Source organism: Kitasatospora sp. NBC_00039 (assembly GCF_045160625.1).
GTDB lineage: Bacteria > Actinomycetota > Actinomycetes > Streptomycetales > Streptomycetaceae > Kitasatospora.
In genome coordinates this window covers 737,082-760,934 of record NZ_CP108289.1, presented here as the reverse complement: position 1 = coordinate 760,934, position 23,853 = coordinate 737,082, and the positions used below count along the sequence as shown (strand labels likewise).

At 75.4% G+C, this 23,853-nt stretch carries 24 protein-coding genes and 1 tRNA gene; 17 read left to right on the top strand and 8 right to left on the bottom strand.

Translation table 11 applies throughout. The annotated features are described in order from the left end of the window. Positions 1 to 50 precede the first annotated feature (50 nt). From OG286_RS03760 to OG286_RS03735, 6 genes are all read left to right on the top strand, one after another. Positions 51 to 1,238 (top strand): AAA family ATPase, encoded by a 1,188-nt coding sequence (locus OG286_RS03760; protein WP_405363145.1) that lies wholly within the window; start codon positions 51 to 53, stop codon positions 1,236 to 1,238. Next, positions 1,235 to 1,729 carry a hypothetical protein gene (locus tag OG286_RS03755; protein ID WP_396322355.1) on the top strand — a complete coding sequence of 165 codons (495 nt, stop codon included), beginning with the start codon at positions 1,235 to 1,237 and terminating at the stop codon, positions 1,727 to 1,729. Before OG286_RS03760 ends, OG286_RS03755 begins: the two co-directional genes overlap by 4 nt. Then, positions 1,726 to 3,471, top strand: a complete 1,746-nt coding sequence (locus OG286_RS03750; RefSeq protein WP_396322356.1) for a hypothetical protein — start codon at positions 1,726 to 1,728, stop codon at positions 3,469 to 3,471. Before OG286_RS03755 ends, OG286_RS03750 begins: the two co-directional genes overlap by 4 nt. Beyond that, positions 3,468 to 6,320, top strand: coding sequence for a bpX6 domain-containing protein (locus OG286_RS03745; protein WP_405364729.1), 2,853 nt, complete (start codon positions 3,468 to 3,470; stop codon positions 6,318 to 6,320). The genes OG286_RS03750 and OG286_RS03745 overlap by 4 nt, the downstream gene beginning before the upstream one ends. Positions 6,321 to 6,406: 86 nt before the next feature. Next, a complete protein-coding gene (locus OG286_RS03740; RefSeq protein WP_396322358.1) occupies positions 6,407 to 6,529 on the top strand; it encodes a hypothetical protein in 123 nt (40 codons plus the stop codon). Positions 6,530 to 6,654: 125 nt separating this feature from the next. Continuing rightward, positions 6,655 to 7,095, top strand: a complete 441-nt coding sequence (locus OG286_RS03735) for a carboxymuconolactone decarboxylase family protein (RefSeq protein WP_396322397.1) — start codon at positions 6,655 to 6,657, stop codon at positions 7,093 to 7,095. A gap of 57 nt (positions 7,096 to 7,152) precedes the next feature. On the opposite strand, the gene OG286_RS03730 is transcribed toward OG286_RS03735, so the two are convergent. Next, positions 7,153 to 8,217 carry an NAD(P)-dependent oxidoreductase gene (locus tag OG286_RS03730; protein ID WP_396322359.1) on the bottom strand — a complete coding sequence of 355 codons (1,065 nt, stop codon included), beginning with the start codon at positions 8,215 to 8,217 and terminating at the stop codon, positions 7,153 to 7,155. Positions 8,218 to 8,473: 256 nt separating this feature from the next. Here OG286_RS03730 and OG286_RS03725 point away from each other — a divergent pair, with 256 nt between their 5' ends. Together OG286_RS03725 and OG286_RS03720 are read left to right on the top strand one after the other, a co-directional pair. Then, on the top strand, positions 8,474 to 8,671 hold the full coding sequence (locus OG286_RS03725) for a hypothetical protein (protein ID WP_405363152.1): 198 nt from the start codon (positions 8,474 to 8,476) through the stop codon (positions 8,669 to 8,671). A 458-nt stretch (positions 8,672 to 9,129) separates the two neighbouring features. Next, positions 9,130 to 9,852 (top strand): hypothetical protein, encoded by a 723-nt coding sequence (locus OG286_RS03720; RefSeq protein ID WP_396322360.1) that lies wholly within the window; start codon positions 9,130 to 9,132, stop codon positions 9,850 to 9,852. Positions 9,853 to 9,965: 113 nt separating this feature from the next. On the opposite strand, the gene OG286_RS03715 is transcribed toward OG286_RS03720, so the two are convergent. Continuing rightward, positions 9,966 to 10,277, bottom strand: a complete 312-nt coding sequence (locus tag OG286_RS03715; RefSeq protein WP_396322361.1) for a hypothetical protein — start codon at positions 10,275 to 10,277, stop codon at positions 9,966 to 9,968. Positions 10,278 to 10,563: 286 nt separating this feature from the next. On the opposite strand from OG286_RS03715, the gene OG286_RS03710 reads away from it, so the two are divergent. Continuing rightward, positions 10,564 to 10,644: transfer RNA gene (locus tag OG286_RS03710), tRNA-Tyr, on the top strand. 49 nt (positions 10,645 to 10,693) lie between these two features. Here OG286_RS03710 and OG286_RS03705 read toward each other — a convergent pair. After that, complete coding sequence (locus tag OG286_RS03705; protein WP_405363154.1) at positions 10,694 to 10,996, bottom strand: cupin domain-containing protein; 303 nt, start codon at positions 10,994 to 10,996, stop codon at positions 10,694 to 10,696. A gap of 160 nt (positions 10,997 to 11,156) precedes the next feature. Here OG286_RS03705 and OG286_RS03700 point away from each other — a divergent pair, with 160 nt between their 5' ends. The 3 genes from OG286_RS03700 (at position 11,157) to OG286_RS03690 (ending at position 15,317) form a co-directional block, all read left to right on the top strand. Further along, entirely contained in the window at positions 11,157 to 11,456 is a 300-nt protein-coding gene (locus OG286_RS03700; protein ID WP_396322363.1) for a YciI family protein, read from the top strand. A 292-nt stretch (positions 11,457 to 11,748) separates the two neighbouring features. Further along, a complete protein-coding gene (gene pgm, locus OG286_RS03695) occupies positions 11,749 to 13,386 on the top strand; it encodes a phosphoglucomutase (alpha-D-glucose-1,6-bisphosphate-dependent) (protein ID WP_396322364.1) in 1,638 nt (545 codons plus the stop codon). A 272-nt stretch (positions 13,387 to 13,658) separates the two neighbouring features. Then, positions 13,659 to 15,317: a phospholipase D-like domain-containing protein gene (locus tag OG286_RS03690; protein ID WP_405363157.1), complete on the top strand. Its 1,659-nt coding sequence runs from the start codon at positions 13,659 to 13,661 to the stop codon at positions 15,315 to 15,317. 69 nt (positions 15,318 to 15,386) lie between these two features. Here OG286_RS03690 and OG286_RS03685 read toward each other — a convergent pair whose 3' ends face one another. Both OG286_RS03685 and OG286_RS03680 read right to left on the bottom strand, forming a co-directional pair. Continuing rightward, positions 15,387 to 15,806, bottom strand: a complete 420-nt coding sequence (locus OG286_RS03685) for a PPOX class F420-dependent oxidoreductase (protein WP_396322366.1) — start codon at positions 15,804 to 15,806, stop codon at positions 15,387 to 15,389. A 232-nt stretch (positions 15,807 to 16,038) separates the two neighbouring features. After that, entirely contained in the window at positions 16,039 to 16,941 is a 903-nt protein-coding gene (locus OG286_RS03680) for a LysR substrate-binding domain-containing protein (RefSeq protein ID WP_396322367.1), read from the bottom strand. A 112-nt stretch (positions 16,942 to 17,053) separates the two neighbouring features. Between OG286_RS03680 and OG286_RS03675 the strand changes: the two genes are divergently transcribed. Together OG286_RS03675 and OG286_RS03670 are read left to right on the top strand one after the other, a co-directional pair. Then, positions 17,054 to 17,980, top strand: coding sequence for a pseudouridine-5'-phosphate glycosidase (locus OG286_RS03675; RefSeq protein WP_405364727.1), 927 nt, complete (start codon positions 17,054 to 17,056; stop codon positions 17,978 to 17,980). Positions 17,981 to 17,984: 4 nt separating this feature from the next. Further along, positions 17,985 to 18,863 (top strand): carbohydrate kinase family protein, encoded by an 879-nt coding sequence (locus OG286_RS03670; RefSeq protein WP_405363160.1) that lies wholly within the window; start codon positions 17,985 to 17,987, stop codon positions 18,861 to 18,863. A gap of 16 nt (positions 18,864 to 18,879) precedes the next feature. Here the strand turns inward: OG286_RS03670 and OG286_RS03665 are convergent, their stop codons facing one another. After that, positions 18,880 to 19,749: a hypothetical protein gene (locus OG286_RS03665; protein ID WP_405363162.1), complete on the bottom strand. Its 870-nt coding sequence runs from the start codon at positions 19,747 to 19,749 to the stop codon at positions 18,880 to 18,882. Between the two features lie 145 nt (positions 19,750 to 19,894). Between OG286_RS03665 and OG286_RS03660 the strand changes: the two genes are divergently transcribed. From OG286_RS03660 to OG286_RS03650, 3 genes are all read left to right on the top strand, one after another. Then, positions 19,895 to 20,869, top strand: a complete 975-nt coding sequence (locus OG286_RS03660) for a hypothetical protein (protein ID WP_405363164.1) — start codon at positions 19,895 to 19,897, stop codon at positions 20,867 to 20,869. A gap of 111 nt (positions 20,870 to 20,980) precedes the next feature. Beyond that, complete coding sequence (locus tag OG286_RS03655; RefSeq protein WP_405363166.1) at positions 20,981 to 21,286, top strand: hypothetical protein; 306 nt, start codon at positions 20,981 to 20,983, stop codon at positions 21,284 to 21,286. Positions 21,287 to 21,394: 108 nt separating this feature from the next. Next, the gene (locus OG286_RS03650; protein ID WP_405363168.1) at positions 21,395 to 21,832 is read left to right on the top strand and encodes a hypothetical protein; all 438 of its coding nucleotides are present in this window, start codon (positions 21,395 to 21,397) and stop codon (positions 21,830 to 21,832) included. A gap of 43 nt (positions 21,833 to 21,875) precedes the next feature. Here OG286_RS03650 and OG286_RS03645 read toward each other — a convergent pair whose 3' ends face one another. Further along, on the bottom strand, positions 21,876 to 22,784 hold the full coding sequence (locus OG286_RS03645) for an aldo/keto reductase (RefSeq protein ID WP_405363170.1): 909 nt from the start codon (positions 22,782 to 22,784) through the stop codon (positions 21,876 to 21,878). Position 22,785: 1 nt separating this feature from the next. Next, positions 22,786 to 23,766 (bottom strand): NAD-dependent epimerase/dehydratase family protein, encoded by a 981-nt coding sequence (locus OG286_RS03640; RefSeq protein WP_405363172.1) that lies wholly within the window; start codon positions 23,764 to 23,766, stop codon positions 22,786 to 22,788. Between the last annotated feature and the right edge of the window lie 87 nt (positions 23,767 to 23,853).

Here is a 23,853-nt window from a genome sequence, read left to right as displayed (position 1 = left end):
CCGGAAACCCGCTCGTCGGCGCGGGTGCGGCCCCGTAGACTCCGGTGCTCGTGACCGAGACCAGCACCCACCCGACCGCCGGCGTCCACCCGGCCGCCACCACCCGCCCTTCGGCCCCCGCCGGGGACGCCGAACTGGTCGGTGCCGCCGTGGCCGCCGCAGGCCGGGGCATGATCGACCGTGAGACGGTGGCCGAGGTCGTGACGCTCTGCGCGGTCGCCGGTGAACACCTGCTGGTCGTCGGAGCGCCGGGCACCGCCAAGTCGGAGGCGGTGCGGCGGGTCGCCGGGCAGCTGGGCGGCCGTTACTTCGAGTACCTGCTCGGCCGGTTCACCGAGCCCAACGAGCTGTTCGGGCCGGTCGACCTGCGCCGACTCCGCGAGGGGCGGGTGGAGTTCGAGACCGCGGGGATGCTGCCCGAGGCCGACATCGCCTTCCTGGACGAGGTGTTCCTCGGCTCCACCGCCGTCCTCAACACGCTGCTCGGCCTGCTCAACGAGCGGGTATTCCGCCGTGGCGGCACCGTCCTCGCCAGCCCGCTGCGGGTCTGCGTCGGCGCCGCCAACCACCTGCCGGACGATCCCGCGCTCGCCGCCTTCGCCGACCGCTTCCTGGCCCGGGTCTTCGTCGAGCCGGTCGCCGACGCCCGGCTGGAGGAGCTGCTGGAGGCCGGCCGTCGCCCGGCTGCCGACCCGGCCCACCCCGGCGACCTGCTCGGCGCCGTGGACCGGCTCGCCGCCGCCGCCCGCACGTGCGACCTCGACGAGGTGACCCCGCTGCTCGCCGCCGCGCTGCGCCGGCTGCGCGGGGCCGGGGTGCCGCTCAGCGACCGGCGGGCGGTGCGCTCGCAGAAGCTGGTCGCCGCGGCCGCCGTGCTCGACGGCCGGAGCTCCGCCTCCGCACGCGACCTCTGGGTACTGCCGCTGATCGCCCCGACCGCCGACACCCAGGCGCTGGCCCGGGACACCCTCGCCGACCTGATCGAGAAGGCCGCCAACCGCAGCCTGGTGCACGCCGCCGAGGAGCTGTCCCGCAGCACGGCGGCCCGGGCGGAGCGGCTCGCCCGCGCCGGTACCGCGCTGCTCGCCGAGCACCGTGGCCTGCCCGGCGGTCGCGACTCGCGGTTGCGGATGGAGGCGGCGCTGCGGGAGATCGACGCCGGCTTCGACCCGGCCGACCTGCCGGCCGCGCTGGCCGGCATACGCGCCGACCTGTTTGCGGCGGTCGCGCCCTCGTGACCCAGGCCCCGCCCGCCTTCCCGCTGCGGTGGGAGCGCCGTGAGCCCCCGCTGCCCGCCGCCGCCGTGCTCGCCCTGGGCGACGCGGTGCCCGCACTGGCCGCCGCCACCCGGGACCGGCTCCGCGCCGGCGCCCGCCTCGGCGTCCTCGCCGACGGCCCGCCGCCTGCGGACGCCGTGCCGACCGCGGGCGGCCCAGTGGCCGCAGCTGGTGTGCTGTCCGACCCCGGTGCGGTCGCGCTGCTCGTGCTGGGCTCCGAGGCCGACCTGCCGTGGGCCGACGGCGCCCGCTACCTCGGCCGTGACGCCGGCCTGCTGGTCCCCACCACCGCCCGCCCCGGGCCGGCCGCCGCACTCTGGCGCCGCGCGCTCGGCGCCGGGGACGGCCAACTCTGCGTCCTCGTCCCGGGCCATGCCCTGGTCGCCGACCCTCCCCCGCCCGTGGCCTCCCCGGACGCGCTGGAGCCGTACACCCGGAGTGCGCACCGATGACGACCACCCGGCTGCCCGCCGCCCTCGCCCCCTGGGCCGCCACCCTCTCCGCGCTCAGCCCCGAACTCGCCGTCGCCCTCGGCCCGTTGGTGCGCCGCCTGGACGCCCTGGTCGGGGCGCGCGAGCCCGTCGCCGACGTGCTCGGCGACCCGGACGGCCTCGGCGGCCTCACCCGCGCGGGCCGGCCGGACCGGCTGCTGCCCTCCGAGTGGCTGCTCGCCGACGCCTACCCGGACGAGTTCCTGCGCCGCCTGGCGGACGGCGAACTCCTCCACCATGCAACGGAGTTCCGCACTCCGGTCGCCCGCGGCCGGATCGTCGCGCTGGTCGACACCGGCCCCACCCAGGCCGGGGCCGGCCGGCTGGTCCAGCTCGCCGCGCTGCTCGTCCTGCACCGCCGGGCGGCCGCGCGCGGCACCGAACTGGCGGTCGGCGTGCTCGGCGATCCGTTCGGCCGCCTGCTCGCCGGCGACCTCGCCGAGCTGCTGCCGGCCTGGCTGGCCGCCCGCCGGCCGGCCGACCCCACCACCGAGGACGTCCGGCGGGCCCAGGCCGGCCTCGACGCCGAGGACCACGCCTGGCTGCTCGCCTCGCCCCGGCTCGCCGGGCAACTCCCGGCCCGGGCCCGGGTGCTGGCGAGCGAACCGGCCCGCTGGTCCGCCGACGGAGCCACCCACGTCACCGTCCGCCTCGACGGCGCCGCCACCGAACTCCCCCTGCCCGCAGCGGAGATCGCCGTCCGGGCGCTGCGCGGCAGCGAGTTCCGGCGCGCCGTCGCGCCGGCCGCCGTCGCGTTGCCGGACGGGGCGACCGGGCCGGCCGGGGGCACCGGGGCAGCGCTGCCCGCCTTCACCACCGACGCCCGCACCCTGATCGCCCGGGGAAAGCGCGCCTCCACCCTGCTCGCAGTCAACCTGCCGAGCGGTGAGGACGGTCCCGTCACCGCGGTCCGGCCGCGGCGCCACGAACTGCACGGCCCGGTGGTCGCCGCCGGGCGCATCGGCCGGCGGCTGATCGCCCTGTACGTGCGCGGCGACCGGCTGATCCCCTACGTCAGCGGCCGGCCGCTCTCCGGTCGCGGCGGCCGGCCCGGCGGGTTCACCGCCGAGGCGGCCGCGTTCGGGCTCGACCGGGCCCGGCTGGCCGAGCAGCTCACCCGCCCCGTCCTGCCGCTGCTGCGCAACGGGGACGATCTGGTGCTGCCGTTGGCCGGCCGCTGGTGGCGGATCGCGCCCGACGGTGCCGTGGCCGACGACGGCGAGGTCGGCCGGGGCGTGGAGGGGCGGCAGTACTTCAACCGCTTCCGCGAGCCGCGGCTGTACGACCGGAGCCTGCCGCCCGAGGCCGCCCGGGCCCGTCACCTCGTGCACAGCGGCGCCACCGTCGGCTGGTCGGAGGACGGCAGGAACTGGCACGTGCGGACGTGGCGGGGCAGGAACTGGAACGGGCCGGCGCGGCAGGGGGAGGAGCTCCGGATCTCCTTCCGCGAGCCCGCCGAGGTGATCGGCCTGGTCCACCACGAGGCGGTGCCCGCGCTGGTCACCTGCACCCACAGCGGCCGTCTGGTGCGCACCGTCCGCGCGGACGGGGTCCGCACCCTGAGCCGCTTCTCCGGCGGCACCGCGCCGCCCACCGTCCACCCGACGCTGCCGCTGATCGCCGCCGAGACCCGGCCGGGCCGGATCGTGGTCGGCCACGCACACACCGGCCGGATCCACCACCTGATCGGGAGCGACGAGTGACCGCCACACCCGCCGCGGCGTTCCGCGCCACCGTCACCGCCGCCGGATACCTCCTCGACGTGCCGGTGATCGGCGCGGCCGAGGCCGCCGCCCGCGTCCTGACGCGCTGGCAGGACGGCGCCGTACTGCGTGAACTACCGGACGGACGCTGGCTGTTCACGCTGGCCGCAGCCGTGGAGGTCCGGGCCGACCGGGCCCCCGGACTTCCGGTCGAGCGTGCGGAGAGCGGTGCGCTGGTCGCCGTCGGCACGGACCGGCGGGAGATGCGGGCCGGGCGGCTCGCCTTCATCGCAGCCGGTCTGACGATCACCCACGACATCTCCGAACTGCCGGAGTTGGACCCGTCGGGCTGGCTCGACCCGACCGGCGTCGCCCTGCACCGCCCGCGACCGGTCGGTGGCGCCGCCGAGCCCGTGGCCGAACCGGTCGAGGAGGCCGTGCCGCAGCGACCGCAGCCCGACCTGCGGACCGCCGCCGGCATTCGTCCGTCGAGCGCACGGGCCCGCCGGCTCACCGGGGACGCCCCGGCCGGAGCCCGCCGGCGGTCCTTCGTCCGGCCGGGGCCGGGCACCCTCGCGGCCAAGGTCGGACCGGCCGCGTACTGGCTCGCCCTGGTCCTGACGCTGGGCGCCATGCTCATGGCCGCGGCCAGCTTCGTGGGGATCGTCGCCGACCGCAGCTTCCGCCCCGGCGGGTTCCTCATCGTGCTCGCCGTCGGGCTGGCTGCTGCCCGCCGCCGCGTGGGAGCCACCGAGACCACTGCGGCGGCCGGCGCCGCAAGCCCCGCCGCACCGGCCCCCGGCCGGCCCCGGAGCGCCCGCCGCCCGCGGCTGGGCGGCCTGCTGGCACGCCTGGCCATGCGCACCCCGGCGGCCCGACTGGTGCGCGGCCGCCACGCCCGCTACCTGCACGAACTCACCCGTGCCTTCGAACAGCGCCGCTGGGAGGACGCCCTGCGCGACGCCGTCCCGGTCGCCGGGGCCAAGCCGGCCGGCGGGAAGTCCTGGCTCTCCCTCGGCCTGCCCCGCCGCTACACGGGCGAGCTGCGGGCGACTCCGAAGGCCGCCGGCGCGGGCGGTGCGTCCCCGCTCTCCGGCCCCACCGTCCACGAGCACCTCGCCGGCCTCTACCGCCACGCCGCGGAAGCGCTGGAGCGCGAAGGCCGGGTCGACGAGGCGGCGTTCGTCCTCGCCGACCTGCTGAACGCGCCGGCCGAGGCGGTCGCCGTGCTGATCCGCAACGGCCGCACCGCACAGGCCGCCGAACTCGCCGAGGGCCGGGACCTGGCCGCCGACCTGGTGGTCCGGCTCTGGTGGCGGGCCGGCGAGCGCGAGCACGCCGTCCGGATCGCACACCGCCGGGGTGCATTCGCCACCGCCGTCGAACGCCTCACCGCCACCTACCCGCAGGCCGCCCGCGAACTGCGTGCCGCCTGGGCCGCGCACTGCCGGGAGGCCGGCGACCGCCTCGGCACCGTCGAGGCCGCCTGGCCGGACGAGGCGCTGCGGCCCACGATCGCGGCCGACCTGCGTGACGCGGTCGCCCTCGGCGGCCCGGCCCGCGGCCGGGCGCTGCCGTACCTGCTGGCACTCGGCGCGGGGGAGGCCACCCGGGCGCTGGCCCTGGCGGTCCTCGACGGCGACGGCGACCCGCGCGCCACCGGCCGCTCGGCGCTGGCCGCGGCCCTGGCGGACCTGCCCGCCGCCGACCCGGCCGCCGACCGTGAACTCGCCACCGCCGCCGCCCGGGCGGTCGTACGGGACGGCGGCTTCGGTGGCGTCCATGCCAGGAAGGCCGAAAGCGCCCTCGCCGAGCGGCTGTTGAAGCGGGCCGACCCACTGGCCGCCGCCGACCTGGCGCGGCCCCGGCAGCCCGCCCGTCCCGCCGGCGCCGCGCCCGCGTACACCGCCGCCGAGTGGCCCGGCACGCTGCCGGTGCTGGACGCGGCACTGCTCGGCTCCGGCGCCCTGCTGGTCGCCTGCGGCCAGGCGGGCGTGCGGCTGCTGACCGCCGACGGCCGCACCAAGGCCCGCTGGGACGTGCCCGCCGACCACCTGGTCCTCGCCGACCACGGCGGCAGCGCGCTCCTGGTGGCCGGCTACGGCCGGGTGCGGGAGATCGCCCGCCTCGACCTCGTCACCCGGGCCGTCCGGCCCTGGACCACTCTGCGGGTCCGGCAGATCGCCCCGTCCTTCGACGGCCGCCACCTGATCACCGAGGACGAGGACGGCATCGCCGTCCTGGACACCCTGGCGCCACGACCCACCGTGGTCTGGCGCGAACTCGGTGACGGGCAGCGGCTGGTGGGCCGGATCGCCCGTACGGCCGGCAGCTGCGCGGCCGTCGTGGTCTCCGCCCTGCCCGACGGTTCGCCGCTCACCGAACTGTGGCGCTGGGACCTGCCAGGCTGGGAGTTGCGCTCCCGGCTCCGCCTGGACGAGGCCACCACCGCCCCCGACGTCTCGGTGGCGCTCGCCTCCGAGGGCCTGCTCACCGCACACGTGCAGGAGCACCCGGACCGGACCACCCTCGTCCGGACGGACGAGTCCGCCGGCCCCGCCACCGAGATGACCGTCGCCGGTCTCGCCCCGTACGGCCCCACCGTGGACGGCGACCACTGGGCACTCACCGTCCCCCTGGCCGACGGCACCGGCGCCCTCGTCCACCTGGGCGCCGCCCCGGCGGCCGAGCCCACCGCCACGGCCGTCTTCCCGCACGCCGACCCGCCGTACGCCGGCCTGCGGGGACACGCCGGCGCGGTCACCCACTGGCACCGCTCCGGCCGCGTCCTCGCCACCTCCGCCGACGGCGCCACGCTCCTCGCCAACCTGCGCGTCACCGCCGAGTGAGGAGCGCCCCCGCCCCGGCCCCGGCTCCGCACGGGGCGCCGACGGGCGGGGGCGGCTCCGGCGAGCCGGCGGCAACCTCGCCTCGGGTGTACGCCACCGACCGCTTCGGCCCGGTGCGGGTGCTGACGGCCGGCTACCTCGTGCCGGCCGCCGGGCTCGCCGTACTGGCCCTGGCCCACCTGCTCGCCACGGCCCGCCGGGCGGGCTGAGGCGGGCACGCCAGGTGTTCGGATTTCTCCGCGCCGGTTGTCACATCTGCGGGATCGGCCCCGTCGGAAGAGATGACAGCACCACGGAGCAGAGAGAGAAGGACACCGCTGTGAGCGACGCCCGCATGGCCAACCCCGCCGTTGTCATCCCCGAGGCGCTGCCCGCGATCCTGGGCGTGATGAAGGCCGCGAAGAAGGGCGGCGTACCCGAGCCGACCCTCGAACTCGTCCACCTGCGCGCCAGCCAGATCAACGGCTGCAGCTACTGCGTCGTCAGCGGTGTGGCGAGCGCGAAGAGGAACGGCGAGACCGACGAGCGCCTGCACGCCGTCGCCGCGTGGCGGGAGGCGCCCTACTTCACCGACGCCGAGCGCGCGGCCCTGGAGCTGGCCGAGCACGTCACCCGCCTCGCCGACCGGGCCGTCGTACCGGACGACGTCTGGGGCGCGGCGGCCGCACACTTCGACGAGCGGCAGCTGGCCTCGCTGGTCCTCTGGATCAGCCTGAGCAACTTCTTCAACCGCCTCAACGCCACCACCCGCCAGCCCGCCGGCGCCACCTGGTGACACCGCCGCGTGGCCGACCGCCCCGGCACCGAACGGCGCCGGGGCACGGGCCGCCGGCTACCAGCCGACGCCCACCACCGGGACGCCGTCCGGACGGCCGGCGAGCAGGGCGGCGAGGTGGTCCGCGCACCGCAGGGCGGCGGTGGCCATCGCGCCCCGCGTCATCCCGGCGACGTGCGGGGTGAGCAGGGCGTTCGGCAGGCCGAAGAGCGGCGAGGCGAAGGCGGCGTGCTCATGGGCGAAGGTGTCGACGGCGGCCGCTGCGAGCGGGTGCGCCGGGTCGCGGAGCGCATCCGCCAGTGCCTGTTCGTCGACGATGCCGCCGCGGGCGGTGTTCAGCAGGACCGACCCCGGCCGCATGAGTGCCAGCTCCGCCCGGCCGATCAGCCCGCGGGTCTGCGGGGTGAGCGGCAGGTGCAGGGAGACGACGTCGCTGCCGGCCAGGAGCGCGGCGAGGGTGGGGGCCCTGCGCACCGGGGCCTCGGCCGGACCGCGTGAGAGCGCCTGGACGTCCATGCCGAGGGCGGTCACCCGTGCGGCCAGGGCGCGGCCGATCCGGCCCAGGCCGAGGATGCCGAGGGTCAGCTCCGACAGCTCCACCGCCGGTCCGGCCGGGGTGCGCCAACTGCCCCGGTGTGCTGCCTCGTTGTGGGCGGGCAGGTCGCGGGTCAGGGTGAGGAGCTGGGCCAGGGCGAACTCGGCGACCGCGTTCGCGTTGGAGCCCGGGGTGTGGGTGACGGTGACGCCGTGGCGGGCGGCGGCGGCCAGGTCGACGTGGTCGGTGCCGGCCCCGGCCCGGCCGACCGCCCGGAGCCGGTGGGCGAGCGCGGGGCTGGTCGCCGCGTCCAGGAAGGCGGCACGCAGCGGCACCCCGCCCCGGGACTTGACGGCGTCGTGGCCGAGGCCTCCCCGGACGGTCTCGGCGATCAGGGCGGACTCGTCGAAGGCGTCGAAGTCGGTGAACCCGACCCGGCCCGCCCACGTGGCGCGCACCGCCGTGTGGTCGGCCACCCGGCGGAGGTTGAGGGTGACGGCCAGTCCGTGGCCGACCAACCGCGCCAGCTCCCGGTCGAGCAGGTCGCCGGGGGCCGCGTCCAGCAGCAGGACCCGGGGCTGGCGCATGGGGTACTCCCTTCGGGGCATCCGGAGCCGAGCGCCCCACGGGGTAAGGCATGAATGATAGTGGTGGCTCTTACGAGATGCGCCCCGGGGTGCCCGACGTCGAGGCCTTCCGCGCCCTCCGTACCGCCTCCCGCATGAGCGATCGCCCGGGCCGCGGCGGTGGTCGCCGGCCCGCCGCACACCTGGTACGGCGTCACCGTGCGTACGGGCGTGCGCCGGGAGTGCCCCGGGAGCCGGCGGGTTCCGCCGGATCCGGATGCTCGGCGCCTCCGCCCGGCCGGCCTGGATCAACGGCCGGCCCGGCGCCGTGATGCACGACGCCGAAAGGCGCGTGGCCAGCGTGATCGAACTTGACATCGCCGACGGCGTGATCCAGGCGATCCACTCCGTGTCCAACCCCGACAAGCTCGGCCACCTCGGACCGGTGTCCGATGTCGCGCGGCCGGCGAGGTGACCCACCCTCACCTCGCCGCCGGGGCTGCCGGCTGTCCTTGTCCTTGTCCTTGCCGTTGCCGCGACGCGGTGGCCGGGGCCCCGGCATCGCCCGACCGGGTACGGGGCGGGTGCCGTGGGCGTGGGCGCCCGTGCGCCGTCCCCGAACTTTTGGTTATCCCGGCGGCCCTCACGGATCTCCTGTCTGTCACCGCCATCCATGCGCTCCTCGCGGCGCGCTGTCACGGGAAAGACCTGCTGATGCCCGCTCCTCATCGTTCGTTCTCCCGCGGCTGGGCGCTGGCGTCCTGTGTGCCGGTTCTGCTGTTCGTCGGCCTCGTCGCATGCGGTTCGTCGTCGCACTCCGGGCATCAGGGCATGCCGGCCACGGGCCACGGTGCGATGACCATGACGCCCGGCGCGGCGGCCCCGGCCATGCCGGCCATGCCGGCCATGCAGGGGATGCAGGGGATGCCGGACATGCCCGCGACCTCCCGGGGCCTCGCCGCCGAACGGGACGGCTACCGCCTGGACCCCGAGGCCGCCGGCCTGCCCGCAGACCGGACCGTGGGCTACCGGTTCACCATCACCGGCCCGGACGGGCGGCCGGTCACCGACTTCGCCGTGCACCAGACGAAGAAGCTGCACTTCTACGCGATCCGCTCCGATCTCACCGGATTCCAGCACCTGCACCCGGTGATGGCCGCGGACGGCACGTGGACCGCGGACCTCGCGGCCCTCGCCCCGGGAAACTGGCGGCTGTACACGTCGTTCATCCCGGACAGCGGCCCCCGCAAGGGCAGCGAGCTCGTCCTCAGCCGCACCGTGACCGTGCCCGGCGCGGCCGCCGCGGTACCGCTCCCCGCCCCGGTCGGCAGCACCACGGTCGACGGCTACACCGTCACCCTCCGGAGCGAGCCGAAGGCCGGTGCCCACCAGCTCACCGCCACCGTCGGCAAGGACGGCGAGCCCGTCACCGACCTCCAGCCGTACCTGGACAGCTACGCCCACCTCACCGCCTTCCACGAGGGCGACCAGGCGCTGGCCCATCTCCACCCGGCGAACGAGGTCGACGGCGACCACGGCGGTCCGACGCTGACCTTCCAGGCCATGTTCGACGAGGCCGGGAGCTGGCGCGTATTCCTGCAGTTCCAGACCGCCGGACAGCTGCACACCGCGGAGCTCACGCTGAACGTCACCTGACGCGACGCCGGCCGGGGAGGGAAAGGCCGGAGACGCAGGTGCCGGATGGCCCGACCGGCCCGACCGGCCCGGGCCGACCTGGGCCGACCTGGGCCGACCTGGGCCGGGCGGGGCTACACGGCCCCGCGGGCCGTCAGGGCCCGGGCGAGCACCTTGGCCCGGAACGGGTTCCGCGGCTCCAGCGCCTCCGCCACCGCGACCGCCTCGTCCAGCAATGCCCGCCGAGCCTGCGGCAGTTCGCGTAGCGCGGGCGAGCCGGCCGCCTCGACCAGCACGTAGGCCAGCTTGGACCCGTACACCTCGGGCGCGACCGTCGTCAGCAGCCGGTACACCGACAGCGCGTTCGGCCCGCGCAGCACCCGCCGGTCGGTGCTGAGCAGCATCATCCGCGCCCGCAGCACCGCGTCCTGGTTCACACCGTTCATGCCCTGTTTCCCCCTCGATTCGCCGACTCCTCCCGGCGGCCGGGCAGCACGCCGCGCGCGACGGCGCCCGCGGACGGGTGCCGGCACGGGGCCGGGGGAGTGGATGCGGACGAGTCTGCGGCCGGCACCGCACCCGGGGCAAGGAGAATCGGACGTGTCCCGAGTCCTACCGAAACGGCCGCTGACCGGGCATGATTGAGCCTGACACGCTGCTGCGGACCTGACGGCGGTGGCCGGAAACCCTGTTGTGGCGGGTGGGCGGCCGGGGACAGGGTGAAGACGTCGAGGGCGAGTCGGGCACCGGTGAGCCCAAGGGCCCGTAAAGCCCCCGCTTCGGCTGTGACGGTTCGAATCCGTTCCTCGCCCACCTCGTGCGTGCCCCGGTGTCCGCCACCCGGGCACGCGGCCAGGGCAGTTCAGCCCTCGGTCTCCACGATCACCAGAGTGCCCCGGCTCCCCGCCGCGACCGCGTGCGGGACGCCCGCCGGGACGACGTACATCCCGCCGGGCCCCACCGGCACGGAGGTGCCGTCCACGAGCAGCTCCATCCGGCCGTCGAGGACGAGCAGCACCTCGGTCACGTCGTGCCGCTCCTCCGCTACCGGCAGCTCGTCCATCCGCAGCACCTTGACCGCCGCCGGGCCCACCCGGCCCAGGACGCGGGAGCTCCATGCCCGCGGCAGCGCCGCGGCGGCTCCGGGGACGTCGATCCAGCTCATGGCACACCTCTTCCTGCGCGGGCTGCCCGCGCCCGGTGGTTGTCGGGGATGCCGTGAACGCTAGCCCCGCGGCGGGCCCGGTTGGTCGACCGTTCGGTAAAAATCCCGCAGTGCCAGGGTGACTGACGGTGCCTCGGAACGGGCGGTTAGCCTGGGGCACATGTTCGTTCTGGATCTGACCTACACCGCGCCCCTGGACCGTATCGACGCCGTGCTCTCCGAGCACCTGGAGTGGCTGAAGGCGCACTACGCGGCCGGGGCCTTCCTCGCCTCCGGCCGCAAGGTGCCCCGCGAGGGGGGTGTCATCCTCGCCGCGGGCGCCGACCGGGCGGCGATCGAGGAGATCACCGGCAGCGACCCCTTCGTCCTGGCGGGCCTGGCCGCGTACACGGTCACGGAGTTCGTGGCCACCAACACCGCCCCGGCCCTGGACTCGTTCCGCGAAACCCTGCCCGCCTGAGCCCTGCCGTTCGAGCCCTGCCCGTTCGAGCCCCGAGCCTGCCCGCCTGAGCCTGCCCGCCGTGAGCCCGGAGCCTGAGCTCAGAGCCCTGAGCCCTGAGCCCTGAGCTCAGAACCCTGAGTTTCGAGCCCTGAGTTTCGATCGCCGGCCCCCTGGCCACCCCTGTGAGCCGTACCCGGCGCCCGCCCGGTACGGCCACCGGTCGTGTTCTGGTTACGATCGGTGAGCACAGGGCATGGAAGCGCCGGGCCGGCGGGGCCGGCGTACGGACAGGGACTGGTGGGAGACACGTATGGCACACGCACGGGCCGGTCAGCTTGCGCAGCCGGACGACCTGGTGGACGTGGCGCGGCTGGTGACGGCGTACTACGCGCTGCACCCGGACCCGGAGGAGCCGGGCCAGCGCGTGGCCTTCGGGACCTCGGGCCACCGCGGCTCCTCGCTCGACGCGGCCTTCAACGACGACCACATCGCCGCCACCACCCAGGCGATCTGCGAGTACCGAACCGGTCAGGGCATCACCGGCCCGCTGTTCCTGGGCGCGGACACCCATGCGCTCTCCGAGCCGGCCAAGGTCACCGCCGTCGAGGTGCTGGCGGCCAACGGCGTCACCGTCCTGCTGGACAGCGCCGACGGCTACACGCCCACCCCGGCCGTCTCGCACGCGATCCTGGCGCACAACCGCCGCCACCCGCAGGCGCTCGCCGACGGCATCGTGGTCACGCCCTCGCACAACCCGCCGCGCGACGGCGGCTTCAAGTACAACCCGCCGAGCGGCGGCCCGGCCGGTTCCGATGCCACCGGCTGGATCCAGGACCGGGCCAACGCGCTGATCCGGGACGGCCTGCGCGGCGTCAAGCGGGTCCCGTACGCCCGCGCGCTGACCGCCGCGACCACGGGCCGGCACGACTTCCTCACCGCCTACACCGAGGACCTGGTGTCCGTCCTGGACCTGGACGCGATCCGGGCGTCCGGCCTGCGGATCGGCGCGGACCCGCTGGGCGGGGCGTCCGTCGCCTACTGGGGGCGGATCGCCGAGGTGCACCGTCTCGACCTGACCGTCGTGAACCCGGTCACCGACCCGACCTGGCGCTTCATGACGCTGGACTGGGACGGCAAGATCCGGATGGACTGCTCCTCGCCCGCCGCCATGGCCTCGCTGATCGGCCGCCGGGGCGAGTACGCGATCGCCACCGGCAACGACGCCGACGCCGACCGGCACGGCATCGTCACCCCGGACGGCCTGATGAACCCCAACCACTACCTGGCGGTGGCGGTCGACTACCTCTACCGGCACCGCGCCGACTGGCCGGCCGACGCGGCGGTGGGCAAGACGCTGGTCTCCTCCTCGATGCTGGACCGGGTCGCGGCCGACCTCAAGCGCGAGCTGATCGAGGTGCCGGTCGGCTTCAAGTGGTTCGTCGACGGGCTGCTGGAGGGCTCGATCGCGTTCGGCGGCGAGGAGTCGGCCGGGGCGTCCTTCCTGCGCCGCGACGGCGGGGTCTGGACGACGGACAAGGACGGCATCCTGCTCGCCCTGCTGGCCTCCGAGATCACCGCGGTGACCGGCCGCACGCCCAGCGAGTACTACCGCGACCTCACCGACCGCCACGGCGCTCCCTCCTACGCCCGCGTGGACGCGCCGGCCGACCGGGAGCAGAAGGCGCTGCTGGGCCGCCTCTCGCCGGAGCAGGTCAAGGCCGGCGAGCTGGCCGGGGAGCCGATCACGGCCGTCCTCACCGAGGCGCCCGGCAACGGTGCGGCCATCGGCGGCATCAAGGTCTGCACCGAGAACGCCTGGTTCGCCGCCCGGCCGTCGGGCACCGAGGACGTCTACAAGATCTACGCCGAGTCCTTCCGGGGCGACGAGCACCTGGCCCGCGTCCAGGCCGAGGCCCGCGAGCTGGTCGGCGAGGTCCTGGCCGGCTGAGCCGGCGGGGCCGCAGGGGCCGACCGGCCCGGTCCCTGCGGCCCCGCCCGGGGCCGATCACGCCCGGGCGCGCCCACCGCCGGCCGTCGGTGGGTTCGCCGCGGTCACCGCGGCCGTGGCCGGTGGGCGTGCCGATCGGCGGGGGCCGATCGACGGGTGTGATTCCGGCCCGGTGACTGATTGTCATGCGCAGTTTAGAGAACAAGTTACTTTTCGGTAATCTCAGGTCGTCTCACGGGTGAACCACCCGTCACTTCCTGAAGGAACCACACGTGCACCTCCCTTGGTCCCGCCGGTCCGGCCGCCTCGTGCGGTCGGCCCTGGCCGCCGCCGCAGCCACCACCGTGCTCGCCGTCGCCTCGCCCCTGCCCGCCCACGCGGAGTCCGCGGCCGGCACCACCACCGCCGGCGAGGGCGGCACCACCCACCTCGACGCGGTCGAGCGCGCCCTGCGCGAGGTGGCGCCCGGCCTGGCGGGCACCGTCTGGCAGCGCACCGAGGGCAACAGCCTGAACGCCTCCGCCGACGACCCGGCCGGCTGGCTGCTCCAGACGCCGGGCTGCTGGGGCGACGCCGCCTGCGCCGACCGCCCGGGCACCCGCGCGCTGCTCGCCCGGATGAAGGCGGACGTCGCCGCCGCCACCCGGACGGTCGACGTCTCCACCCTCGCGCCGTTCCCCAACGGCGGCTTCCAGGACGCCCTGGTCGAGGGCCTCAAGGCCTCGGTGGCGGCCGGCCACCGCCTCCAGGTGCGCATCATGGTCGGCGCCGCGCCGGTCTACAACGCCAACGTGCTGCCCTCCCGCTACCGGGACGAGCTGATCGCCAAGCTGGGCCCGGCCGCCGGCTCGGTCACCCTCAACGTGGCGTCGATGACCACCTCCCGCACCGCGTTCTCCTGGAACCACTCGAAGCTGCTGGTGGTCGACGGCCGCAGTGTCGTCGCCGGTGGCATCAACGGCTGGAAGGACGACTACCTCGACACCGCCCACCCCGTCTCCGACGTCGACCTCGCGCTGACCGGGCCCGCCGCCGGCTCGGCCGCGAGCTACCTCGACACGCTCTGGGAGTGGACCTGCGGCCGGACCGGCGTGTTCGACAACGCCTGGTTCGCCTCCTCCAACGGCGGCGCCTGCAGCCCCTCGATGGAGCGGGACCTCAACCCCGCCCCGGCCGCCACCGGTACCGTCCCGGTGATCGCCGTCGGCGGCCTCGGCGTCGGCATCAAGGCCAACGACCCGGCCTCCGCCTACCGGCCCGGCCCCGTCCCCGCCGTCTCCGACACCAAGTGCGGCCCGCTCGTCCTGCACGACAACACCAACGCCGACCGGGACTACGAGACGGTCAACCCCGAGGAGAACGCGCTGCGCGCGCTCGTCTCCAGCGCCACCAGCCACATCGAGATCTCCCAGCAGGACATGAACGGCACCTGCCCGCCCCTGCCCCGCTACGACTCCCGGCTGTACGAGGCGCTGGCCGCCAAGCTCGCCGCCGGCGTCAAGGTGCGGATCGTCGTCAGCGACCCGGCCAACCGCGGCGCCGTCGGCAGCGGCGGCTACTCGCAGATCAAGTCCCTCGCCGAGATCAGCGACGTCCTCAAGGCCCGGCTGACCGCCCTCACCGGCGACCAGGCCAAGGCCGGCGCCGCGCTCTGCAGCAACCTCCAGCTCGCCACCTTCCGCGCGGCCCCCGCCGCCACCTGGGCGGACGGCCACCCGTACGCGCTGCACCACAAGCTGGTCGCGGTCGACGGCTCGGCCTTCTACATCGGGTCGAAGAACCTCTACCCCGCCTGGCTGCAGGACTTCGGCTACGTGGTCGAGGACAAGACGGCCGCCGCCCAGCTCGACCGCGACCTGCTGGCGCCGGAGTGGAAGTACTCGCAGGCCACCGCAACCGTCGACTGGAGCACCGGCACCTGCAAGGCCTGACACCCGACCGCCCCGAACGGTCCCGGGCCGCCGCACGCCTCGGCGTGCGGCGGCCCGGCGCCGTTGGGCTCAGCCCTTCACGTCGCGGCCCGCGCTGCCCCTGACGGCCACGTTCCAGCTGATGACGCGTTCGGGGTGCACCCGCAGGATCTCGTGGTCGAAGAAGGACGGGTCCACCGGCGGGACGTCGACGGTCAGGGGCTCGGCCCGGCCACGGATCTCCACACCGCGGCCCCAGCCCGGCGCCGGCGCGTCGGGGTCGTCGGCCGGTGTGAGGTCGTCGACGAGGAAGGAGACCCGTGGATCACGCACCGCGTTGCGGTACTTCTGGCTGGCCGTCATCCCCGGCCCGCCGATGTCGATCGTCCCGTCCTCGTTGAGCCGGAAGCCCACCGGCCGGGTCTGCGGCGCGCCCTGCGGGCCGGAGGTGGCCAGCCGGCCGATCCGCTGGGTGGTGAGGTAGGCGCGCTCCTCGGGGGTGAACACCATGACTGCTGCGCTCCGTTCGGGCATCGGGTGGTAGCCGGACGAGGACGACCGTAGAAGGTGAAGCGGACTTCACGTCAAGCCCCGCAGGAGCCGCTCGGGCGCGTGCCGCCGACCGGAGCCGGACGGCGCCCCGGAGTCGTGGGCCGATCGGCAACGCCCTTTCGCCGTCGGGGTCCTGGGCGACGGCGGCGAGGGCGCCACCGGGCTTTCCCACGCCGCTCCGGCCGGTCGCTCAGCCGGCCCCGAGCACGGCCGCCTCCTGCCGGATCAGCTCGCGCAGGGCGGCGAGCCGGGGCCGCTCGTCGTCCAGCCGCCACTGCATCTCCAGCGGCAGGGTGGCCCGGTCGGCGAGCCGGACGGTGACCACGTCCTCGGTCAGATGGCCCGTCATCGAGGCGGGGACGAGCGAGAACGCGCGGTTGTGCGCGAGCAGGTAGAGCCGCGAGCCGACGATCCGCGGCGGGCTGACCAGCACCGGCGGTTCGACGCCGCGCGCCGAGCAGAGGCCGAGCACATGGTCGTAGTACCGCGGGTGCTGTTCCCGGGACCAGAGCAGCAGCGGCAGGTCGCGCAGCTCGCGCAGGTGGACGGCGCCCCGCCGGGCGAGCGGGTGGCGGCGGCTGAGCGCCACCTGCACCGGCTCGTCGGCGAGCTTCTCCCGCCGGTAGCCGGGCACCTCCTCCAGGAAGCGGCCGAGGCCGATGTCGGCGAGCTCGGAGGCGAGCGTCGCCGAGACGTGACCGGTGTCCACGGCCAGCTCCGCCGGCTCCAGCGCCGGCAGCTCCTGCTCGGCGCGGCTGACCACGGCGGGCAGCAGCCGGTTCATGACGCTGGGGGAGGCGACGATCCGGGCCGTCCCCCTCCGTGACTCCTCGTGCAGCCGCACCCGGGCGAGCAGCGAGCCGGCCTGTTCGAGCAGCCGGGCCGACTCCGTGGCCATCACCTCGCCGGCCGGGGTCAGCCGCACCGCCCGCCGGCTGCGGTCGAACAGCTCCACGCCCACCGTCCGCTCCAGCCGGGCCACCTCCTGGCTGACCGTCGGCTGGGAGATGTGCAGGCGCTCGGCGGCACGGCCGAAGTGCAGCGTGCCGGCCACCGCGAGGAAGACTTCGAGCTGACGCAAGGTGAAACCCATAGGCTGAAGCCTATGGGAAGGCCCAGGACTCATTCTGGATGCCGATGCGTACGCTCTCTAGGCTGAGCCCGAGTTGCCACACCGTGGTGGCATCGCAGAGAGAGCTCGTGCCATGACCGGACTGCCCATCCGTATCTCCGACGACGTCGCCCGGGCCGTTGCCGCCGGTGCCCCCGTCGTCGCGCTGGAATCGACCATCTTCACGCACGGACTGCCCCGGCCGCGCAACCTGGAGGTCGCGCTGGAGGCGGAGGAACAGCTGCGGGCCGCCGGGGTCGTCCCGGCCACGATCGGCGTCTACGCAGGGGTGCCCACGGTCGGGCTCGGAGTGGACCAGATCAAGGAGCTGTCCGAGGCGGACGACCTCGACAAGGCGAGCCTGCGCGACCTGCCGGTGGTCGCGGCGCTCGGCCGGCACGGCGGGACGACCGTCGCCGCCACCGCCTTCCTCGCCCACCGCGCAGGCATCGCGGTCTTCTCCACCGGCGGCCTCGGCGGTGTCCACTTCGGGGCGTCCGAGAGCTTCGACGAGTCGGCCGACATGACGACGCTGGCCGTCACGCCCGTCACCGTGATCAGCGCGGGCGTGAAGTCGATCCTCGACATCTGGGCGACCCTGGAGCGGTTCGAGACCCTCAACATCCCCGTCGTCGGCTACCGGACCCGCCAGTACCCCGGCTTCTACGTCACCGACTCGGGCCACCGGATCAACTACCGCGTCGACTCGCCCGAGGAGGCGGCCCGGGTGATCGCCGCCCGGGACGGCCTCGAACTGACCCAGGCCGTACTGATCGCCAACCCCGTCGACCCCGCCAAGCAGCTGCCGCCGCAGGAGCTCGACGCCCTGCTGGCCCGCGCCTGGGCGGAGGCCGAGCGCCAGGGCGTCACCGGCAACGCCTCGACGCCGTTCCTGCTCGACTTCATCCAGCGCGACACCCAGGGCCGCAGCCTGGACGTCAACGTCGAGGTCTACCGGGGCAACGTGCGGCTCGGCGGGCAGATCGCCACCGCGCTCGCCGCCCTGCGGAACGAGGCGTAGGCGCATGCTCGGAGTACTCGGCGACCTCGTCGAAGACATCGTCGTCTGGGTCGACGGCCCGCTCCGGCACGGCACCGACACCAGCGCCAAGGTCTTCCGGCGGCGCGGCGGCAGCGCGGCCAACGTCGCGAGCTTCGCCGCCGGCCAGTGCCCCGTGCGCTTCCTCGGCTGCGTCGGCGACGACCCGGCCGGGGACGGCCTCGTCGCCGAACTCACCGGCCACGGCGTCGATGTGAGGGTCACACGGAAGGGCCGGACCGGCTCCATCGTCGTCCTGATCGACCAGGCCGGCGAGCGGACCATGCTCCCCGACCGGGGCGCGGCCACGCTGCTCGACACCGTCCCGGACACCTGGCTGGACGGCCTGACCCACCTGCACGTGCCCGCCTACTCCTTCGACGGGGAACCGGTCGGCACCGCCGCCGTCGACGCCCTCCGGCGGGCCCGCCGTGCGGGCTGCACCACCTCGCTCGACGCTTCCTCGACCGGCATGCTCGGCCAGTTCGGCCGCGAGCGGTTCCTTGCCCTCGCCACCGAGCTGGCACCCACCCTGCTGTTCGCCAACCGGGAGGAGTCCGCCTTCCTCGGCCTGCTGGCCGATGGCTGCCCCGGCCCCGAGCGCGCGCGGCTGGCGGCCACCACCGTCGTCACCAAGTCCGGTGCGGAGGCGACCGTGGTGGACGCCCCCGGGCAGGCGCCGTTCACCGTGCCCGTCCCGCCGGTCGGAGAGGTCCGCGACCTCACCGGCGCCGGCGACGCGTTCGCCGCCGGCTTCCTGGCCGGCTACCTCGCCGACGGCGACCTGCGGGCGGCCGCCGGCCGCGGGCACGCGTGCGCGGCGAAGGTCCTGGCCTCGCCGGGGGCGACCTGCGGCGAGGGATGACCCCACGGCCCCGGGTCTACTCCCCGTCCCACGGGGTGGCGGCCAGGACGGTGCCGCCGGCCCGGCGGGCGTAGCGGCAGGTGACGGGAAGCCCGAAGTCGACGCGGGCGGGGCCGGTGACCGCCCGCAGGTCGGCGAGCAGGGCGTCCCCGGGCAGGCCGGCGGCGGCCTCCCGGAGGACGGGGTCGGCGGCGGCCCGGGCCTCGGGCACGGTGACGGTGCCCACCGTCGGGGGGCGGTCGTCCAGGGCCAGCCAGTGCTCGGCGAGGCGGTTGCCGAAGGCCCGGGTGGCGGCGGGGGTGGCGACGCCGTCCGGCCCGGTCTCGATGCCGCCCCCGGCTTCGGCTCCTGCTGTGGCTCCGGCTCGTGCTTCGGCTCCCGCCGCGGTCTCGGCTCCGGCCTCGGCGAGGGCCCGGAACGCGCAGTCGGCGACCTGGTGGAGCCAGGCCGGCAGGGACGGTGCGACGCGGGCGGTGTCGGTGGCGTCCCAGAACCGGAAGAGCGGCCCCCACGCCCCCGTGTCACCGTCCACGTCGACGTAGACGTGGCCGTCACCGTGGTCGGTGTGGACGAACCAGTGGCTCCCGGCGCCGCCTGCGTGGTCCACGTACCAGCTCATGTCGGAACCGTGGTAGCGCCCCTCGTTGTACGGGTGTGCGAAGTCGATGTGCTCGTGGGAGGTGTGGCCGTTCACCGCGGAGCGCGTGACGGTGAACCGCACGCCCCCGACCGACCGGAGCAGCACCCGGATCTCCTCGGGCACCGGGACGGGCCAGGCGTCCATCTGCGCGTCGCTGATCCCCGGGTCGAGGGAGACCAGTCCGGAGGAGGCCTCCGCCAGCCGGTGCAGCAGCAGTGCCGTCCCCGCGGTGTCGAAATCGGTCATGGCTGCCCCCGGGGTGCTCGTGTCGTGGTTTGCGGGCCGACCCTATCGCCGAGGTCGGACAAACCCGGTGACAGGGGCTGACGCGGACGGTGGTCGCGCCGTTATGGTGAGTGACGGTCGAATCGGCTGGCGGGAGGTCGGAGCTGTGGCGGTCACCGAGGTCAAGGTCCACCAGGACAACGTGCGGCTCCATGCGACGAAGCGCTGTGGAGGAGCGTTCGAGCCGGTCGCCTCGGTGGAGCTGCCGGAGCAGGTCGAGGTCTACCGGATCAAGGACAACTGGGGCGAGGCGGTGGCCTGTTCCGAGGCCGAGCGCGAGCGGTGGAGCGAGGCGGCGAGCATCTTCCTGGCCGCCGTGTCCCGTGCGCTGGAGGAGCTCTACCGCGCCCACGGGGGCCGTGGCGGGGCGTTCGACCTGGAGCAGGGCACCGGGGCCTGGCGCATCGTCCCCGCCCCGCGTCACTGGCCCGGCTGGAAGCAGCGGGCCGTCGAACGGTCGGAGGCCGCCCAGCGTGCGTTCCTGACGGAGGTGCAGCGCGCGAGGGAGGCCTACCGGCCGGTCCGGGAGGAGATCGACCGGCGCCTCGCGGAGCAGCGCGCGGCTCGGGAGGAGGCCGAGCGGGCCCGGGCACGGGAGGCGCAGCAGCGCCGCGCCGTCCTGGTGGAGGTGGCCGCCCGGCGGGTGTGGTTGTACGAGGTGGGCGAGGAGGCGGGCGAGGGCGACGTCGCAGTCCGGGTCCGGGTCTTCCGGACCGACCTCCCGCCGATCGCCGCGGACCGGGTCGATCCACCCCAGGAGCCGCTGACGGCCAGGGAGTTGGAGAAGGACCTGTACGCGTTGGCGCGTGCCCAGGAGGCCGGCGGGATCGCCCTGCGGTGGGACGAAGCCGCCCGGGCCGCCGTCGAGGAGGAGTGCCTGGCGCGGGGCGTCTCCGTCGTCTTCGCCCAGTGGTGGCGCGAGATGGCCCTGCACAGCTGGTCGGTGACGGAGGACGGCCCGCAGCCGGTGCGGCCGAGTCCGCCGGGCTCCGGCCCCCGTCCCAGCTTCGGCGGCACCGGCATGGGCGGCACCGGCGGCTTCACGGGCGGGCACAGCTACGGCGGCTTCGGCGGCTACTGACCGCGCCTGGGCGACGGCCGGCCCGCCGCTTGCCCGACCCACCGTCGGCCTGCCGCCCGTGCCGCCGCCCGGCCCGGCGGACTGTCGGTCCGGGAGCCTACGATGCGGACCATGTCAGTCAACATCGATCTTCACCTGAGCATCGGCAACCTCGGCAGCCGTGAGGAGGCCGAGCGGGTTCTGCACGCCCTGGTCGGCCTGTTGCGGGAGGAGGGCATCGAGGACGAGGTGCCCATCGGCTGGGTGGAGGACAGGGGTGAGTTCTTCCTGACGGGCGAGAGCAGCTATCCACTGATCATCACCCGGTTCTACCGCTGGCGGCCGATGTTCGAGGAGGCCGTGGCCCGCGTCGTCGGCGATGCCGCTGCGGCCGCGAAGGCCACCGTGACCTGGGGTTACCCCGACGAGGAGGTCTGAACGGCACCGCCGGACCGCTGACACGCCCACGGACGGCGGAGCGTCCGCCGCCGTGAACCGCCCTTCCGGTAGGGATGGCTCGTCCATCGCCTACCCGGAGGGTCCGTCGTGTCCCCGAACACCCCGAAGCCGCTGAAGTCCGCCGCCCGCGCGGCCTGTTCCGTCCTGCTGCTCGCCGCCCCGCTCCTGCTCGCCCAGCCGGCCGTAGCCGACAACGGGCCGAAGACGCCCGAGGAGTCCGCCGCCTGCCAGGGCGTCCTGAACACGCTGCTCGGCGGCTCGCTGTTCGGCGCGGGGGGCGTCAGCGCGGTCTGCGCCGTCCAGCCGGCCGACGAGGCGGGCCAGTCCGCCTCCCCCGGCCCGTCCACCCGCGGCGCCGTCACCTACGACCTTCCGAAGATGCGGCAGGAGGTCGCCGACCTGCGGAGCAAGGCCGCCGCCCTGGACCGGCTCGGCGAGCACGAGGCCGCCCGCAAGGCCCGCGCCGAGGCCGACGCCCTCCAACGCCGGATCGACGAGATCGTCCGGGCCGAGGAGAACGACTGACCCTCGCGGTGCCGCCCGCCCCGGACGTGTCCTGGCGGGCGGCTCACCCGGTCGCCGGCTCCCCGACGGGGCTCAACGGCTGCTCCAAGGCCGCGAGTTCGGCCGGGTCGAGGACGAGATCGGCGGCCGCGGCGGAGTCGCGGATGGTGGCGGGGCGGCGGGCTCCCGGGATCGGGACGACGGCGGGGGAGCGGGCCAGCAGCCAGGCCAGGCCGACCTGCTGGGGCGAGACACCGCGGACGGCGGCGATCCGGTGGAAGGCGCTGCGCTCGACGGCGGTGTCGTCGGGGTCGTCCAGCACGCTGCGCGACAGGCCGCCGAGCGGGCTCCACGGCAGGAAGGCCAGGCCGAGGCGTTCGCTGAGCCGCAGCTCCCGCTCGGCGGCGCGGACGGCCGGGGAGAACCGGTTCTGCACCGCGACCAGGCCCGGGCCGAGGATCTCCCGGGCCGTCAGGATCTGCTGTTCGTCCACGTTGGAGAGGCCGGCCGCGCGGATCTTCCCGGCGTCCAGCAGCTCGCGCAGGGCGCCCACCGACTCGGCCCACGGCACCCGCGGGTCGGGCTTGTGCAACTGGTAGAGGCCGATCGCCTCCACCCCGAGCCGCCGCAGCGAGCCCTCGCAGGCCCGCCGGAGGTGCTCCGGCCGTCCGTCGACCGTCCAGGAGCCGTCACCTGGGCGGCCGCGGCCGCCCTTGGTGGCGACCAGCACGGCCGCCCGCTCGGCGGCCGGCCGGGCGGCCAGCGCACGTGCCACCAGCCGCTCGTTGTGGCCGAGTTCGCCTGCGTGCCAGTGGTAGGAGTCGGCGGTGTCGAGCACGGTGACGCCGGCGTCGAGGGCGGCGTGCAGGGTGGCGAGGGCCGCGTCCTCGTCCGGGCGTCCCTCGACCGAGAGCGGCATCGCACCGAGGCCGATCGCGCCGACGGTGACGCCGCCGATGGTCCGCTGTCGCATGTCAGGCCGCCTTTCCGGGGAGAGCCGCCTCGGCGGCCTCGGCGACGGCGCCGGGCAGCCACCGGGCCGTCGGTGAGAAGCGCAGGCCGAGCTCGGCTGCCCGCCGGCCCGCCATCGGGTACCAGCGGTCGAAGGAGAACGGTGAGGCGTCCGCGCCGTCCGTGAACCGGTAGCGGGCAGTGGTGCCCAGCCGTTCGGCGACCAGCTCGCTGAGGGCGACCACGTCGAGCGCTCCCTCGGAACCGGCGTTGACCGGGCCGTCCGCCGCCCCGGCGGCCACCTGCACGAGGGCGGCGGCGATCTCCTCGTGGTGGACGAACGAGGTCGGCTGCGGCTGCGTGTGCACGGCGACCGGCCGGCCGGCCGCGATCAGCTCGGTGTAGTGGGCCAGCCGGCCGGTGAAGTCCCGCGCGCCGCCGCCCAGGACGTGTGCGCTGCGTACGCTCGCCCAGGAGAACGGAGGGTCCCCGGCGAGCACCGCCTCCGCCTGCCGCTTGCCCTCCGCGTAGCCGGTCGCCTCGTCGAAGTGCCGGGCGAGCGCCGCCGGATCGTGCCATGGCAGCGCGAGGTCCACCGGCCAGTTCGCGGGGTCGACGGCCTCCTCGGGCACCGGCACGCCCGGCACGGTGCGCACCAGCGGCGAGGTCGCCGGGTCGTACACCTCCATGGTGGAGGTCATCACGTACCGGCCGGTGCGGCCGGCGAAGACCCGGCGGGCCACCGCCGCCTGGGCCGGGGTGTACAGCACCTGGTCGATCACGCCGTCGAAGGTCCGGTCGCCGAGTGCGGCGGCCAGTGCGGCCTCGTCGGACCGGTCGGCGACCACGTGGTCGACGCCGGGCGGCGGCGGGGTGCCACCGCGGTTGACGACGGTGACGCGGGTTCCGGCTTCCCGCAGCAGGGTGACCAGGTGGAGACCGAAGTACCGGCTGCCGCCGATGACGCAGACGCTGTGCAGTCGGGTTCGCGTGATGTTTTGCATGGCCCCCACTCTGCTGCCGTATCGTCCCCAGCAGAACTGCCGACCTGCTGAAAGCGTCATCAGCAGAACTGTTGACTGGGGAGCACG

Bases quoted from the DNA above. Each gene is read 5' to 3' on its own strand.
- OG286_RS03655 (WP_405363166.1), top strand. From the start codon at position 20,981: ATGTCAGTCAACATCGATCTTCACCTGAGCATCGGCAACCTCGGCAGC.
- OG286_RS03705 (WP_405363154.1), bottom strand. From the start codon at position 10,996: ATGAGCTGGATCGACGTCCCCGGAGCCGCCGCGGCGCTGCCGCGGGCA.
- OG286_RS03715 (WP_396322361.1), bottom strand. From the start codon at position 10,277: ATGAACGGTGTGAACCAGGACGCGGTGCTGCGGGCGCGGATGATGCTG.
- OG286_RS03685 (WP_396322366.1), bottom strand. From the start codon at position 15,806: ATGGTGTTCACCCCCGAGGAGCGCGCCTACCTCACCACCCAGCGGATC.
- OG286_RS03665 (WP_405363162.1), bottom strand. From the start codon at position 19,749: ATGACCGATTTCGACACCGCGGGGACGGCACTGCTGCTGCACCGGCTG.
- OG286_RS03750 (WP_396322356.1), top strand. From the start codon at position 1,726: ATGACGACCACCCGGCTGCCCGCCGCCCTCGCCCCCTGGGCCGCCACC.
- OG286_RS03640 (WP_405363172.1), bottom strand. From the start codon at position 23,766: ATGCAAAACATCACGCGAACCCGACTGCACAGCGTCTGCGTCATCGGC.
- OG286_RS03735 (WP_396322397.1), top strand. From the start codon at position 6,655: ATGGCCAACCCCGCCGTTGTCATCCCCGAGGCGCTGCCCGCGATCCTG.
- pgm (WP_396322364.1), top strand. From the start codon at position 11,749: ATGGCACACGCACGGGCCGGTCAGCTTGCGCAGCCGGACGACCTGGTG.
- OG286_RS03700 (WP_396322363.1), top strand. From the start codon at position 11,157: ATGTTCGTTCTGGATCTGACCTACACCGCGCCCCTGGACCGTATCGAC.
- OG286_RS03725 (WP_405363152.1), top strand. From the start codon at position 8,474: ATGCTCGGCGCCTCCGCCCGGCCGGCCTGGATCAACGGCCGGCCCGGC.
- OG286_RS03645 (WP_405363170.1), bottom strand. From the start codon at position 22,784: ATGCGACAGCGGACCATCGGCGGCGTCACCGTCGGCGCGATCGGCCTC.
- OG286_RS03670 (WP_405363160.1), top strand. From the start codon at position 17,985: ATGCTCGGAGTACTCGGCGACCTCGTCGAAGACATCGTCGTCTGGGTC.
- OG286_RS03730 (WP_396322359.1), bottom strand. From the start codon at position 8,217: ATGCGCCAGCCCCGGGTCCTGCTGCTGGACGCGGCCCCCGGCGACCTG.
- OG286_RS03720 (WP_396322360.1), top strand. From the start codon at position 9,130: ATGCCCGCGACCTCCCGGGGCCTCGCCGCCGAACGGGACGGCTACCGC.
- OG286_RS03675 (WP_405364727.1), top strand. From the start codon at position 17,054: ATGACCGGACTGCCCATCCGTATCTCCGACGACGTCGCCCGGGCCGTT.
- OG286_RS03680 (WP_396322367.1), bottom strand. From the start codon at position 16,941: ATGGGTTTCACCTTGCGTCAGCTCGAAGTCTTCCTCGCGGTGGCCGGC.